This window comes from Sphingomonas lacusdianchii (assembly GCF_022664395.1).
In the GTDB taxonomy this organism is placed as follows: Bacteria; Pseudomonadota; Alphaproteobacteria; order Sphingomonadales; family Sphingomonadaceae; genus Sphingomonas; species Sphingomonas lacusdianchii.
This window is the reverse complement of the sequence record NZ_JAKRET010000010.1, coordinates 95,793-109,682: the sequence shown is the minus strand read 5'-3', so window position 1 is coordinate 109,682 and position 13,890 is coordinate 95,793. Positions and strand designations below refer to the sequence as shown.

The 13,890-nt window shown below is 68.6% G+C and carries 18 protein-coding genes; 12 read left to right on the top strand and 6 right to left on the bottom strand.

Features of this window, described 5'->3' with window-relative positions:
* Positions 1-66 precede the first annotated feature (66 nt).
* Positions 67-1,107 (top strand): Ppx/GppA phosphatase family protein, encoded by a 1,041-nt coding sequence (locus MF607_RS14325; protein WP_242119960.1) that lies wholly within the window; start codon positions 67-69, stop codon positions 1,105-1,107.
* Positions 1,104-1,829 carry an RlmE family RNA methyltransferase gene (locus MF607_RS14320; RefSeq protein WP_242119958.1) on the top strand — a complete coding sequence of 242 codons (726 nt, stop codon included), beginning with the start codon at positions 1,104-1,106 and terminating at the stop codon, positions 1,827-1,829. Before MF607_RS14325 ends, MF607_RS14320 begins: the two co-directional genes overlap by 4 nt.
* Here the strand turns inward: MF607_RS14320 and MF607_RS14315 are convergent.
* A complete protein-coding gene (locus MF607_RS14315; protein WP_242119956.1) occupies positions 1,819-2,880 on the bottom strand; it encodes an SDR family oxidoreductase in 1,062 nt (353 codons plus the stop codon). The genes MF607_RS14320 and MF607_RS14315 overlap by 11 nt on opposite strands.
* 103 nt (positions 2,881-2,983) lie before the next feature.
* Between MF607_RS14315 and MF607_RS14310 the strand changes: the two genes are divergently transcribed.
* Positions 2,984-3,364 carry a winged helix-turn-helix transcriptional regulator gene (locus MF607_RS14310; protein WP_242119954.1) on the top strand — a complete coding sequence of 127 codons (381 nt, stop codon included), beginning with the start codon at positions 2,984-2,986 and terminating at the stop codon, positions 3,362-3,364.
* A 212-nt stretch (positions 3,365-3,576) separates the two neighbouring features.
* Here the strand turns inward: MF607_RS14310 and rpoZ are convergent, their stop codons facing one another.
* Positions 3,577-3,921: a DNA-directed RNA polymerase subunit omega gene (gene rpoZ, locus MF607_RS14305; RefSeq protein ID WP_055758348.1), complete on the bottom strand. Its 345-nt coding sequence runs from the start codon at positions 3,919-3,921 to the stop codon at positions 3,577-3,579.
* A 125-nt stretch (positions 3,922-4,046) separates the two neighbouring features.
* Between rpoZ and MF607_RS14300 the strand changes: the two genes are divergently transcribed.
* From MF607_RS14300 to MF607_RS14290, 3 genes are read left to right on the top strand one after another with little or no spacing between them, the layout of a single operon-like run.
* Complete coding sequence (locus MF607_RS14300; protein WP_242119952.1) at positions 4,047-5,195, top strand: phospholipase D-like domain-containing protein; 1,149 nt, start codon at positions 4,047-4,049, stop codon at positions 5,193-5,195.
* A gap of 45 nt (positions 5,196-5,240) precedes the next feature.
* Positions 5,241-5,585 carry a hypothetical protein gene (locus MF607_RS14295; protein WP_242119950.1) on the top strand — a complete coding sequence of 115 codons (345 nt, stop codon included), beginning with the start codon at positions 5,241-5,243 and terminating at the stop codon, positions 5,583-5,585.
* A 34-nt stretch (positions 5,586-5,619) separates the two neighbouring features.
* Positions 5,620-5,955 carry a hypothetical protein gene (locus tag MF607_RS14290; RefSeq protein ID WP_242119948.1) on the top strand — a complete coding sequence of 112 codons (336 nt, stop codon included), beginning with the start codon at positions 5,620-5,622 and terminating at the stop codon, positions 5,953-5,955.
* A gap of 132 nt (positions 5,956-6,087) precedes the next feature.
* Here the strand turns inward: MF607_RS14290 and MF607_RS14285 are convergent, their stop codons facing one another.
* Complete coding sequence (locus tag MF607_RS14285; protein ID WP_242119946.1) at positions 6,088-6,678, bottom strand: TlpA family protein disulfide reductase; 591 nt, start codon at positions 6,676-6,678, stop codon at positions 6,088-6,090.
* Positions 6,679-6,694: 16 nt separating this feature from the next.
* On the opposite strand from MF607_RS14285, the gene argH reads away from it, so the two are divergent.
* Both argH and MF607_RS14275 read left to right on the top strand, forming a co-directional pair.
* Positions 6,695-8,056 (top strand): argininosuccinate lyase, encoded by a 1,362-nt coding sequence (gene argH / locus MF607_RS14280; RefSeq protein WP_242120077.1) that lies wholly within the window; start codon positions 6,695-6,697, stop codon positions 8,054-8,056.
* Positions 8,056-8,292: a hypothetical protein gene (locus tag MF607_RS14275; RefSeq protein ID WP_242119944.1), complete on the top strand. Its 237-nt coding sequence runs from the start codon at positions 8,056-8,058 to the stop codon at positions 8,290-8,292. Before argH ends, MF607_RS14275 begins: the two co-directional genes overlap by 1 nt.
* A gap of 67 nt (positions 8,293-8,359) precedes the next feature.
* Here the strand turns inward: MF607_RS14275 and gspN are convergent, their stop codons facing one another.
* Positions 8,360-8,998, bottom strand: a complete 639-nt coding sequence (gene gspN, locus MF607_RS14270) for a type II secretion system protein N (RefSeq protein ID WP_242119942.1) — start codon at positions 8,996-8,998, stop codon at positions 8,360-8,362.
* Between the two features lie 71 nt (positions 8,999-9,069).
* Between gspN and MF607_RS14265 the strand changes: the two genes are divergently transcribed.
* From MF607_RS14265 to MF607_RS14250, 4 genes are all read left to right on the top strand, one after another.
* A complete protein-coding gene (locus MF607_RS14265) occupies positions 9,070-10,089 on the top strand; it encodes a type 1 periplasmic-binding domain-containing protein (protein WP_242119940.1) in 1,020 nt (339 codons plus the stop codon).
* Entirely contained in the window at positions 10,086-10,619 is a 534-nt protein-coding gene (locus MF607_RS14260) for a type II secretion system protein GspJ (RefSeq protein WP_242119939.1), read from the top strand. Before MF607_RS14265 ends, MF607_RS14260 begins: the two co-directional genes overlap by 4 nt.
* The gene (locus MF607_RS14255; RefSeq protein ID WP_242119938.1) at positions 10,616-11,485 is read left to right on the top strand and encodes a type II secretion system minor pseudopilin; all 870 of its coding nucleotides are present in this window, start codon (positions 10,616-10,618) and stop codon (positions 11,483-11,485) included. The genes MF607_RS14260 and MF607_RS14255 overlap by 4 nt, the downstream gene beginning before the upstream one ends.
* 88 nt (positions 11,486-11,573) lie before the next feature.
* Positions 11,574-12,137, top strand: coding sequence for a hypothetical protein (locus MF607_RS14250; RefSeq protein ID WP_242119937.1), 564 nt, complete (start codon positions 11,574-11,576; stop codon positions 12,135-12,137).
* Between the two features lie 106 nt (positions 12,138-12,243).
* Here MF607_RS14250 and MF607_RS14245 read toward each other — a convergent pair whose 3' ends face one another.
* Both MF607_RS14245 and MF607_RS14240 read right to left on the bottom strand, forming a co-directional pair.
* Entirely contained in the window at positions 12,244-12,627 is a 384-nt protein-coding gene (locus MF607_RS14245; protein WP_242119935.1) for a YraN family protein, read from the bottom strand.
* Positions 12,628-12,663: 36 nt separating this feature from the next.
* Complete coding sequence (locus MF607_RS14240; protein WP_242119933.1) at positions 12,664-13,821, bottom strand: extracellular catalytic domain type 1 short-chain-length polyhydroxyalkanoate depolymerase; 1,158 nt, start codon at positions 13,819-13,821, stop codon at positions 12,664-12,666.
* Between the last annotated feature and the right edge of the window lie 69 nt (positions 13,822-13,890).

Below are 13,890 nucleotides of genomic sequence, written 5' to 3'. Positions count from 1 at the left end.
TAGGTTGTCTGTCAGACACCGAGCGGCGTTCGGCCGTGACGGATAGAACATAAAGCGAGTGACGGCATGGGGGATATGTCCGCCCGGTTGCCGCACCGGGGAGCGCGTGGCGCTTCCCGCCCGGCACCGAATACGCCAGCGCGCCCGCGCTGGCCGGGCGCGCGTCATTATGCCGCGCTCGACCTGGGCACCAATAACTGCCGGCTGCTGATCGCCCGGCCGCAGGGGGACGGCTTCGCCGTCGTCGACGCATTCTCGCGGATCGTGCGGCTGGGCGAGGGGCTGGCGGCGACCGGTCGCCTGTCCGATCTGGCAATGGACCGCACCGTCGCCGCGCTGAAGATCTGCGCCGAGAAACTCAAGCGTCGCGACGTGACGCTCGCCCGCTCGGTCGCGACCGAGGCGTGCCGTCGCGCGAGCAACGGCCCGGCCTTTGTCGAGCGCGTGCTGGCGGAGACCGGCATCCACCTCGACATCATCACCGCCGAGGAAGAGGCGCGCCTTGCGGTCCTTGGTTGTCACGCGCTACTCGAACCCGGCACCGGCCCCGCTTTGGTGTTCGATATCGGTGGCGGATCGACCGAGCTGGTGCTGCTCGATGCTACCGGGCCGGTGCCGCGCGTGCTCGACTGGCATTCAGCGCCATGGGGCGTGGTGTCGCTGACCGAGAGTCTCGGCGGCGGCCGCGCCGCGCCGATGGCGTCGGGCGCCTATGCGCGGATGCGGGAATGCGTCGAGGAAAGTTTTGCGCCCTTCGCCAAACGCCTGCCGACGACCGACCAGCCGCGCCGCCTGCTCGGCACCAGCGGCACGGTGACGACGCTGGCGAGCGTCCATCTGGGCCTGCCCGCCTACGACCGGTCGCAGATCGACGGGCTGATCGTGCCGGCCGATGCGATGCTGGCGGTCAGCCAGCGGCTGGCGGGGATGGACCTCGCGCAGCGGGGCACGGTGCCGTGTATCGGCAGCGAGCGCGCCGATCTGGTGGTCGCGGGCTGCGCGATCCTTGAAACGATTCTGGCGCTCTGGCCTGCCGAGCGGCTAGGGATCGCCGACCGTGGGATTCGCGAAGGGATCCTGCGCCGTTTGATGGCAGGAACCCGATGACCCGCGGAAGCCCCCCCGGCCGGCAGCGCGTGCGCACCGCACGATCGCGCTCGGCCCAGTCGACACGCTGGCTCGAACGCCAGTTGAACGACCCCTATGTGAAGAAGGCGCGCGCGGAGGGCTATCGCAGCCGTGCCGCGTACAAGCTGATCGAACTCGACGAACGCTTCAAGCTGCTGCGGGGCGTAAAGCGGGTCGTCGATCTCGGCATCGCGCCGGGCGGCTGGACGCAGGTCGTGCGCAAGGTGCGGCCCGACTGCACCGTCGTCGGCATCGACCTGTTGCCGGTCGACCCGATCGACGGCGTGACCATCCTGCAGATGGACTTCCTCGCCGATCACGCGCCCGAACGGCTGCGCGAGGAATTGGACGGAGAGGCGGACCTCGTCCTTTCCGACATGGCGGCGAACACCGTCGGCCATCCGCAGACCGATCACCTGCGCACCATGGCACTGGTCGAGGCGGCGGTGATGTTCGCCTGCGAAATCTTGCGTCCCGGCGGCGATTTCGTTGCCAAGGTGCTGGCGGGCGGGGCCGACAACGAACTGGTCGCCGAACTGAAGCGTAATTTCCAGGCGGTGAAACATGCCAAGCCACCGGCGAGCCGCAAGGACTCGTCCGAATGGTATGTGATCGCGACGAACTTCAAGGGGCGGCGCGACGTGCCGGCGGGCGCCGGGGCGGGGACGGGCGAACCGTCCCCGGGCGACATCACGGAATGATCCGGTCGGCGCGCAGCCGTTCGAACAAGGCGAAGAACGCGTCGTCGGTCGCACGATAGCCGGTGAAGCCCAGCCGCCGGCTTTTCGACATGTCGGCGACGACCTCGATCGGGCGGCCGAGGTCGGCGTCGGTATGCCATGGCGAAGCGAGGCGGTGCAGATCGGCCTCGGCCAGCCCGTGGCGCGCGGCGATCGCTGCCCAGCGTGGCGCATCGTCGGCCATCTGCGCGGCGAGCGGACGGACCGTGCCGTTGAAGGGCGCGGCCTCGACTCCGAACCAGTCGGCGATGCGTTCCCACATCCATTGCCAGCGAAAGACGTCGCCATTGACGACGTTGAACGCCTGATCGTGCGCGGCGTCGGTCTGTGCCGTCCACAACAGATGTTCGGCGAGCAGCCCGGCATCGGTCATGTCGGTCAGCCCCTGCCACTGCGCCGCCGATCCAGGGAAGACGAACGGCCGGCCCGCGTCGCGGCACAGCGTCGCATAGACCGCCAACGTCGTGCCCATGTTCATCGCATTGCCGACCGCCTTGCCGATCACGGTGTGCGGACGGTGGACGCTCCACGTAAAGCCGTCGCGCGCGGCGGCGGCGAACAGTTCGTCCTCCTGCGCATAATAGAAATTGGCGATGTCGAGCCGCGGCTGCTCCTCGCGGAACGGCGTCTGCGGCAGCGTGCCCTGCCCATAGGCTTCGAACGGCCCCAGATAATGTTTAAGGCCGGTGACCAGCGCGACATGGCGCGGACGGTCGGGCGCGGGCAGGGCGTCGAGCAGGTTGCGCACCATCGCGCCGTTGACGCGGATATTCTCCGCCTCGCTGTCCTGCCGCGCCCAGGTGGTGACGAACACCGCGTCGGGACGCAGGTCGGCGAGCGCCGTGCGCGTTCCTTCCGCATCGGACAGGTCGGCGACGACCGGCAGCACGCCGTCCTGCGCGACCGGGCGGCGGGCGAGACCATGCACCGTCCACCCTTGCGCGTTCAGCAGCGTCGCGGTCGCGCTGCCGACGATGCCGCTTGCTCCCACCACCAAAGCCGTCTTCGTCATATCCAAACTTCCCTTGTCGAACGAAGTCAGCCAGCTAGGCACGATTACACCGGGGTTGAAGACGGCACCGGTCCCGCCCCCAGGCACCAGAAGGTACCCAGTCATGCAACCCGGATCGGACGAAGCCGAATGGCGCGAGGATTGCGCCCCGCGCCGCGTCCTGTCGCTGTTCGCGACCAAATGGACCAGCATGGTGCTGCACACGCTCCACGCCCGCCACGGCGGGGTGGCGCGGACCGGCGTGCTGCTGCGCAGCCTGCCGGGCATCTCCAAGAAGATGCTGACGCAGACGCTGCGCGAGATGGAGGCGATCGGCCTGATCGAGCGTGAGATACAGGCGGTGATGCCGCCCGCCGTCGAATATCGCCTGACGGCGCTGGGCCGGCGCTTCGTCGAGCCGGTGACGCTGCTCTACGATTGGGGGCGGCGCAATGCCGATGCGCTCGACGCGCTGGGCAGCCGCGCGGGCGCGCGGCGGGAATAAGGCTTCGATCCCGCCCGGTCTGTTCGTCCTGAGTAGCCATTGAGCAAAGTCGAAATGGCGTATCGAAGGACCGTTGGTCGCGGGTGCTTCGATACGAGTCTTCGACTTCGCTCAGCCCCTACTCAGCACGAACGGTTGTTCCCCGGGACGGAGCCAAAACAAAAAGGGCGGCCCCGCAGGACCGCCCCTTGTGTCTCGTCGATCCGACCGCCTCAGCCGTCGTAATCGCCACCGACATTCTGGTTGCGCGGCGGCGCGGCGGCGGTGAGGCGCAGCGCCTCTGCCGACGCGGCCAGCGAACCCAGTTCGTCCGGTGCCTCTTCGTCGTCGATCTGCACCTTCTGCATCGAGGTGATGACCGATTCACGCAGATGGTCCGGAGTGATGTTTTCCTCGGCGATCTCGCGCAGCGCCACGACCGGATTCTTGTCGCGGTCGCGATCGAGGGTCAGTTCGGCACCGCCCGAAATCTGGCGGGCGCGCTGCGCGGCCATCAGCACCAGGTCGAAACGGTTGGGGATCTTGTCGACGCAATCCTCGACGGTGACGCGCGCCATGAAACGCCTTCCTTGCAAAAACGGAGGGTATCGGAAAGCAGGCCGTGTAACCGTCGCCCTCCGCAAAGTCAATGAAACTCGCCCGCGCGCCGGCCGTTACGCCATGACAACGGATGGGAGAGGACATGGACGGCGCGGGCGAACCGACTTTCACCGTGGCCGGAAACCGCCTGACGCTGCTGACCGAAGGACCGGCGCGACTCGATGCGTTGCTGGCGCTGATCGCCGGTGCGCGCCGGTCGCTGCGCATCCTGTTCTATATCTGGGAAGAGGATAGTGCCGGCACGCGCGTGCGCGACGCGCTGGTCGAAGCGGCCCGGCGCGGGGTGCGGGTCGCGCTGATCGTCGACGGGCTGGGCGCCGAGGCGGCGGCGAGTCGCGGCTTCTTCGGACCGTTGCGCGAGGCCGGCGGCGACGTCTGCGTGTTCGTGCCGCGGATCGGGCGGCGCTATCTGCTGCGCAATCATCAGAAGCTGGCGTTGGCCGACGACCTGCGGGTGATCGTCGGCGGCTTCAATATCGAGGACGCCTATTTCGGCACGGTCGAGCAACAGGCATGGCGCGATCTGGGGCTGCTGGTCGAGGGGCCGGCGGCGGGGCGGCTAGCCGGCTATTTCGACGCGCTGAAGGCGTGGACCGCGCTGCCGGGCGCGCCGCTTCGCAAATTGTCGCGGATGCTGCGCGAATGGAGCGAGGAGAGCGGGCCGATCCGCTGGCTGCTCGGCGGGCCGTCGCGGCGGCTGTCGCCATGGGCGCGGACGGTGAAGCACGAAATCCGCACCAGCGAGCGCATCGACATGATCGCCGCCTATTTCGCGCCGGGGCCGTTGATGACCCGGCGGCTGGACAAGGCGGCAAAGCGGACCCGCCTGCGGATCGTCGTTCCCGCGAAGACCGACCATGCGATCGCGCTGCTCGCGGCGCGCTTCACCTATCGCAACCTGCTGCGCCACCGGATCGAGGTGTACGAATATCAGCCGACGAAGCTGCATACCAAACTCTTCATTGCCGATGATGCGGTGCATATCGGATCGGCCAATTTCGACATGCGCTCGATGTTCCTGAACATGGAACTGATGCTGCGGGTCGAGGATGCAGCGTTCGCGGCGCATCTGCGCGCCTATATGGATGGCGAGGTCGCCCATTCGCAGCGGGTGACGCGGCAACTGCACCGCGCACGGTCGGGATGGTGGGCGCGCGTCAAACAGGCCGGCGCCTATTTCATCATGTCGGTCCTCGACCCGCAGGTGACCGCACGGCTTAACCGGGATTAGCGCAAACCACTTGTGACTCGCGGCCGTGCGGTCCATCGGGCAGCGATGGATATTCCCGCTCTCTACGCCCGGATGATTCAGGCGATCGGCGACGGCACCGGCATGGCCGACAGCCTGCTCCATGTCCATGCCGGCATGGCGGTGCTGCTGATCACCCGCATCGTCACCGGCTATCGCCTGTCGACACCGGTGCCGCTGGCCGTCGTCGCGCTGGCCGAACTGGCCAATGAGGTGCTCGACCGCATTTATTGGGGGTCGTGGCGGTGGGAGGATACGTCGCTCGACATCCTCAACACCATGTTCTGGCCGACGATGCTGTTCATCGGCCTGCGCCTGCGCGACCGGTTCGAACCGCGTGCCAAACCGCCGGCGGCAGGGAACGTCGCCTGATCGCGAGCGGTTATGTCGGGCAAGGAGAATTGCCATGGCCGACACCCCCGCCCATCCCAAGGTCGATCCGGATCGCACCGAACCGCTGAACGCCTTCGACCGGCCAAGCGGCTATTCGGGGCAGGAATATGATCGCGAGCGACAGGCGGAACAGGCCGCTGCCGAGGCACGCCCCGTCAGCGCCGCTCCGACCGATGACAGCCGCGACATTCCGCCCGAAGCGGGCCGCCGCGCCTTCGTCGCCGCCAATGGCGAAGTCCATGGCAGCGGCGCCAATGCCGGTGGCGGTGCGCAGGGCGAGAATTTCGACGACGATGCGCCGGGTGAGGGGGCGGGGGTGCCGCCCGCGGAACGCGCGCCGGATCGGTAAGAGGAACAGTACACACCCCTGCCGCCCGTCATGCAATGTCACCCCAGCGCAGGCTGGGGTCTGGTGCGGCTCCAGCCGGGCGCTACTACCAGGAGACCCCAGCCTGCGCTGGGGTGACGTTTGCGGGAGGAGTTACCCCTTCGCCTCGCCAATCAGCTTCGCGGCCTCGGCACCGGCCCAGTCCATGCCGCCGGTCACCCGCCACACTTCCTTGCCCGTCGCATCGTACAGGATCGTCGTCGGCAGGCTGAGATTCATGCCGGTCGTAAACTGCAAATCGGCGTCGCGATAGGCGATCAGATTGGCAAGTTTGCGCTCGGTCAGGAACGGCTGGACCTTGGCCAGCTCCATGTCCTGCGACACCGTCAGGACGTGCAGCGCCGCCTTCTCCCGCGCCGTCAGCGCATCGAGCGTCGGCATCTCGCGCACGCACGGCGCACACCATGTCGCCCACAGGTTGACCAGCACCGGCTTGCCGCGGAACTCGGCCAGCGTCACCGCCTTCCCCGCGCCATCCTGGAACTTGTAGGTCGGCATCGCCTCGCCCTTGTGGCTGCGATCGACCTTGGCCGCCGCTTCGGGGGCGGCGTTGTTGGCGGGGGCGGCGACGTCGGGGACGGTGCCGTCCTCGGTCACGGCGGCTTGCTCCGGCGCGGCGGCTCGCTTATCGCAAGCGCCGACGAACAGGCTCAGTCCAAGGAGAAGCGCGATTACCGGGCGCATGGAAGGCTCCAACAGCATGTGGGGCGGGCGCTTCGCCGAAGGCCCGTCGGCGGTGATGCGTGAGATAAACGCTTCGATTCCCTTCGACAAGCGGATGTGGCGACAGGATATCGCCGGGTCCAGGGCGCACGCAACGATGCTGGGCGCGCAGGGCATCGTCGATGCGGCCGACGTCGCGACGATCCTCGAAGGACTGGACGCGGTCGCGGCGGACTATGCCGAGCACGGCGTGCCTGACGACCTGACGCTGGAAGACATCCATATGCTGACCGAGGCGCGGCTGGCCGAAAAGATCGGCCCGGTCGCGGGGCGGCTGCACACCGCGCGTTCGCGTAACGATCAGGTCGCGACCGATTTCCGGCTATGGACTCGCGACGCGATCGACGCGGTCGACGCGGCGCTGGGACAGTTGCAGGCAGCGTTGCTCGACCGGGCGGAGGAACATGCCGCGACGGTCATGCCCGGCTTCACCCATTTGCAGGTCGCGCAGCCGGTGACGCTCGGCCATCACCTGATGGCGTATCACAGCATGATCGCGCGCGATCGCGGGCGCTTCGCCGATGCGCGGGCGCGGCTGAACTATAATCCGCTGGGGTCGGCGGCGCTGGCCGGGACCGGCTTTCCGCTGGATCGCCATGCGACGGCGCACGCGCTGGGCTTTGCCGGGCCGACGGTCAATTCGCTCGATTCGGTCAGCGACCGCGACTTCGCGATCGAATATCTGACTGCCGCCGTGCAGTGCTCGCTACACCTGTCGCGGCTGGCGGAAGAGTTCGTGATCTGGGCCTCGCAGATGTTCGGCTTCGTCAGCTTGAGCGACCAATGGTCGACCGGCAGCTCGATCATGCCGCAGAAGCGCAATCCCGACGCCGCAGAACTGGTGCGCGGGCATTCGGGGCGGATCATGGGTTGCATGACGTCGCTGATGGTGACGATGAAGGGCCTGCCGCTCGCCTATTCAAAGGATATGCAGGACGACAAGCCGCCGGTGTTCGAGGCGACCGACCTGCTGGCGCTGTCGATCGCGGCGATGACCGGCATGGTCGAAAGCGCGACCTTCCGCCCCGAGCGGATGCGCGCGGCGGCGGAGACCGGCTTTTCGACCGCGACCGATCTGGCCGACTGGCTGGTTCGTGAAGCCGGGGTGCCGTTCCGCGAGGCGCATCATATCACCGGCCGCGCGGTCAAGCTGGCCGAGGAGAAGGGCTGTCGCCTCGACGGCCTGACCATCGACGAACTGACCGGGATCGACACGCGCATCCATGCCGGCATCTTCGACGTGCTGAGCGTCGATGCCTCGGTCGCCAGCCGCAAGAGCTTTGGCGGCACCGCGCCCGAACGGGTGCGCGAAGCCATCGCCGCGGCGCGGGGCCAGTGATGCGCGTCGTCGCGCTCCTCGGGCTGGCGCTGGTGCTGGCCGGGTGCGGGCAACGGCGCGACCTGCGTCCGCAGGAGAATGCGTCGCTGCCACCCGCCCCCTATGGCGCGACCGCGACGCCAAGCTCGGCCGACCTGCTGACCCCGACCACGCAGCAGCGCCCGTCGCGCAGCGACGAATTGCTCACCGAGTCGAAGGAACGCGGCGACGATCCCTTCGCCCTGCCGCCGCGTTAGGGTCTGATCCGGCAAAGCCGGAGTGGGCCGGTGCCGCTTCCACGCAAGTTGATCAGACCCCGACCGGTCAGAAACTGCCCTGCACGCTGGCGCCCGCAGGCAGGCCGGTGAAGGGCAGCATCGCCGCGCCGTCGCCGGTCATCGCGAAGCGCAGCGTCCCATCCTCGTTGATCGTCGCGTCCATCAGCGTGCGGCGGCGCTGACCATCGGGGACGAGGCGGATGCGCGATTGCTGGCCAATATGCTCGGCGGTCAGCAGCATCGCCGGGGTCGGCGTCGCGACATTGCCCGGGCGGGTCACGCAACTGCCCGGATCGATCGCGACGCGACCTTCGGCCATGGCCGACCCGGCGATGGTGGACACCACGGGCAAATCGACCTGCCAGGGCATATCGCAGGCAAAGGGCAGATTGGGTTGCAGCGCGGCCAGCAACGACGCGTCGGCCGACCCCGCCACCCGGTCGAGCCGCACCCCGCCCGGGCGCAGCAGCGCCTGCCCGCCGAGATCGGTGTCGGGGCCGGTCGCGGTCCAGTCGACCGCGAAGCCGAGGCTGGTCAGGCTGCGAAGCGGTGCGAAATGCCATTCGAGGCGGCTGCCCCCGGCGATGCCGACCTCGCCATTCCACACGGTGCCGCCGACTCCGCTGCGCCAGTCGTTATTGCCGATCATCAGGCTGGCGGGCAGCGTCGCGACGATCGCGACCACGAACGAGGCTATGCCGAGCGCGGCGAAGCGGATACTGTGCCTCCGTGCCTGCAACCTCGAAAGACTCGGTGATGCGATCGCGACGCTCGACGCTTGGGCTGTTCCGGGATGCGATGCTGCTGTCGTCTGCGGCATGGGCCGCCTCCCCCCTAATGGCTGCGCGCCGGGCCAAGCGCTCCGCCGCGTTGCTGGTTCCGCTGACCGGAGACCGAAGCGGCCTGGGGCTTAGCATAGCCAATGCGGCGAGGCTCGCCGAAACCGATGCGACCGCGCTGTCGGTGGTCGATACCGGCGGTAGCGCGGCGGGTGCGGTGCGCGCGGCGCGGGCGGCGGTGAAGGGCGGGGCGACGATGCTGATCGGGCCGCTATCGGCCGAGGAGACGCGCGCGGTGGCGGCGGCGGTGTCGGTGCCGGTGGTGGCGCTGACCAACGATGCGGCGGCACGCGGCGGCGCGGCGTTCGTGTTCGGCATCACCCCCGCACAGGCGGCGTCGGCGATCCTCGGCTACGCCCGGTCGCGCGGGGTACGGCGGGTGCTGGCAGTCGATGACGGGACGCCCTGGGCGCGGGCATCGGTGGCGGCGGCCAAGGCGGCGGAGGCCGATCTGGGCCTGACCATCACCGTCGTGCAACCGGTCGCCGGCACCCTGCCGGCGGGGCTGGAGGCCGATGCCGCGTTCGTGCCCGGCGCAGCGGTGGCGCTGGCCCCGGCGTTGAAGGCGCGGGGGATGCAGTTGCTGGCGACGATGCAGGGGCTCGATTACCGGCCCGATGCGGCGGGGGCGCTGGAGGGGGCGTGGATCGCCAGCCCCGATCCCGAACGCTTCGCGACCTTCGCCACCGCATATGCCGCGCGCAACGGCGGCAAGCCCGGTGCGATCGCGGCGCTGGGCAACGACGCGGCGATGATCGCGAGGACTTTGCGCGAGGCCGATGCGATGACCCGTGAAGGCGTGCTGCGCGAAGCGGGTTTCGACGGCGTGACCGGGCGGGTCCGCTTCCGCTCGGACGGGAGCTGCGCGCGCGACTTCGCGATCCTTGTCCCCACCAACGGCGTCTATCAGAAGGTGGCGGAGAGCCGCGGCGCATGACCCCGCGCCGGTCGGGGGAGGCAGGCTTCACCCTCCTCGAACTGATGATCTCGCTGGGGCTGTTCGCGCTGATCGCGGTCGCGGGGCTGGCGCTGGTCGACAGCGTGATCGGCGTCGACGGACGGACCGAGGCGCGGCTCGACCGGGTCGCCGATCTGCAACGGGCGATGGTGGTGATCTCCAGCGATCTCGACCAGATCGCGCCGGGGCCGCTGGGCGGCGATGCGGCGGGGCTGCGGTTCCGGCGAAGCGCGCCGGGGCTGGGCGGACCGCCGATCGGGGTCGGCTATCGAGTGACCGACGGGCAGCTGCTGCGCGTGGTCGATGGCCGGGCGCAGTTGGTGCTCGATCAGGTGACGGCGGCACGCTGGCGTTATTTCGACGGCGGCTGGCGGGACGGCTGGCCGCCCGCGCCCGACCGCTCACTCGACTGGCCGCGTGCCGTCGTGGTCGAGTTGCAGGTGGGCGGCCCCGGCGGCGGCAATTTGCGGCGGATCGTGACGCTGCCGATCCCGGCCAAGACCGCATGACCCGGCCGGTGCCCGAGCGCGAGGCGGGCATGATCCTCGTCAACGTGCTGATGTTCGTGGCGATTGCCAGCGGCCTCGTCCTGCTGATGATCAACCGCGAGGAGGTGGCGCTCGACCGGTCAATTCGGTCGCGTGAGGCGGCGCGGGCGCTGGCGGTGGTGCGCGGCGGCGAGCTGTCTGCGCTTTCGGCCCTGCAACGCGACGCGCGGGTCGCTCCCGAGGCGGACTATCCGGGCGAGCCATGGGGCGCGATCAGCGAGAACGGCATCGCGATCGAGGGCGGGCGGTTCGACCTCGCCATCGCCGATGCCGAGGGGCGCTTCAACGTCAATTCGGTGCGGCGCGAGCTGGACCCGATCCCGCAGCTGCTGTTCCTGCGCATCGCCAAGGCGGCGGGGATCGAGGAGGAAAAGGCGGTCGCGGCGATCGCGCTGATCCGCGAGAAGGGGCCGGTGCAGGACCTGCGCCCGCTCGCGGTGTTCCTGCCGCCCGAACAGGCGGCGCTGCTGGCGCGGATGGTGACCGCGCTGCCCGGCGATACCGCGATCAACCTGAATGCCGCGACGCCCGAGTTGATGGCGGTGCTGTTCGAACCGTCCAAGGCGCAGCGGCTGATCGCGTTGCGCAACCGGCAGGGCTATCTGTCGAAGGACGATCTGGCGCGCGAGGACGTGACCGCGCCCGGCGGCACGCGCTTCCAGTCCGACCATTACTGGGTCCGCACCCGCGCGACGATCGGCGAGACGGTGCAGCAGGGCGCGACGCTGATCCAGCGGATCAAGACCGATCAGGGTGTTGCGACGGTACCGGTCGAACGCTGGCGCAACGCGGCCATCCCGCCGGAAGTGCCGGGATTCGGCGGGTAAATGAGCCAAAGTTCACGAAGTTCACACTCGCCACGTTTTTGCGCGATGTGCGTCGGGGCGATGCGGCGGTGTCAAGGAGCGTGGGCGGATGGCGGCCAGCGATTATGGTCGCAGACTTGGCGGGTGTAGGAAAGTGGGGGATGGCGTGATCGGGTCGTTGGCGGACTTCCTGCCTTTGGCACAATGTCGGCAGATGCGAGCGCTTCTTTTTCTTGCCGTTCTGGTAACGAGTGGGGCGGCCTCAGCCTCTCAGCCGACCGGAAAGATGTTTGGAGCTTGGCGTGTCGTAAGCATCTCAAGCCTGTCAGGAACGGAAGGCAACGACGCTTCTGTGATGTTGACGCAAGGCGATGCGCCAAACACCTTGCAAGCTAGCTGGACGCAGGGTGGCCCCGTCGTGATATCGATCGATATCAAGAAATGTCTGGGCGAGAGCGACTTTCAAGCCTCCTACTCAGTAGAGGTAAAGCGATGGTTGCAGCTGTCCCGTCGCGGAGTCCAGAAGAGACTGCGCGCTGATATAAATGCGTGGCTTGGACAGGCCAAACTCTCTTGTGGATCGACGCTGGCAATCAACACATTCAGGATCGATGGTTTGGACGCTGCAGTTTCCAACTTTACAGATCGGCTGCGCTATTTCGCGGCCAATTGAACTTACTTTTCGAGAACTGGCGCGGCTTTGTTTTGGTGGCCAACCGAGCGACTGACGGCAGAGTTGTTGAACGTGCGTAAGGGGCGACAACTGCCCAAAGCGTGATTCAATACCCGATCCAGGCATTCTCGATATGGCGCGGCGGGGTGCCGGGTGCGAGGAGGATGACGTCGATGCGGACGTCGCAGCCTTCCGCATAGGTCGGCGCTAGTATCTCGGCCGCCGCCGCGACCCGCGCCAGACGGCGTTCGTCGATCGCGTAGTCGAGATCGGCGGTCGTCGCGCGCGTCTTGACCTCGACGAAGGCGACGATCGATCCGCGTCGGGCGATCAGGTCGACCTCGCCGGCCTTGGTCCGGACACGGCGGGCGAGGATGCGCCAGCCCTTCAGGCGCAGCCACCAGCCGGCGATGCGCTCGCCGCGCCGTCCGGCATCGTCGGCGGCGACGCGCGAGGCGCGCGAACGGGGGCGGGGCGGGCGGGCGAGCACGTGGCCGTTGTGCCGCGCCCGATCCGGCGCGGCAAGTCAGCGCATTAAGCCGGCGGCGCGCAATGCCTTTTCGATCGTCGCCTGCACCGTACCGGCGGCCTGGTCGGTAGCGCCGGGTTCGGGGGGCAGGCGTTCGAGCTTTGCAGCGCGAGGCGTGGGGACAGGCTGGGCGGCGACAGGCGGATCGACGGCCTCGGCCAAGCCCCAGCTCCGTGCGATCTCCATGGTGCTCGACAGGCCGACGTCGAGCATGAACGGGCCGGCCGCGCCGATACCGCTGACGCCGTCGATCGGCACGCCGTGGCCCATTGCTAGCACGCGCCATTCCTCGACCAGCGGGGTACCGGCCGGATCGCTCCACACGCGGTGCTGCCAGCCGGGCCGGACAGTCTGGCGCGGCGTAGCGGCGGACAGGCCGTGGACGCCGCGCCACTGGTCGAGCAGCGCATCCATGTTGGCGACGACGACCGTCGTGTCGGCGGTGCCGTGCCAGATGGCGACGCGCGGCATTCGCACCGGCCCCGCCACCGCGCGCACGGTTGCAGCGGCACCGTCGGCGCTCGGCAGACACTGCCCGCGCATCCGCTCCAGCGCTTCGCGCACGCCGATCGCGGTGCCATAGGGCAGGCCGCCGATGATCGCACCGGCGGCGAAGCGTTCGGGCCAGGTGGCGAGCATAACCGCGGTCATCGCCCCGCCCGCCGACAGGCCGGTGATGAAGATCCTCGCCGGATCGATGCCGTGCGCAGCGACCGCCGCGTCGATCATCGCCGCGATCGATTCGGCCTCGCCACCGATGCGGGCAATGTCGGCAGCCTCGAACCAGTTGAAGCACATATTGGCGTTGTTGGCGCGGCGCTGCTCGGGGAACAGCACGGCGAAGCCCTGTGCGTCGGCGAGCGTCGACCAGCCGGTGCCATGGTCGTAGACCGCCGCATCCTGCGTACAGCCGTGCAGCGCGACGACCAGCGCGGCGCCGGGCTTCAGGTCGGCGGGCACGTACATCCGCGCGCGCAGATTGCCGGGATCGGGCGCGAAGCCGGTCAGGTCGTGCAGCCGGTCGGGCACGCTCGGCCGCGCGCCGGGCGGTTGCATGCGCGACAGGCGGGAAATGGTGGTGGAGAGCGAAACCATGGTCGAAAACCTTGTCGTCGCGGCACCCCGCTGGCCGCCCGAACAGGATATGGTCTTCATGCTGCATTGCACAATGGGAAAGCGACGTCGGAGCGGATCGGACGGGTCGCGACCCGTATAACGGCACGC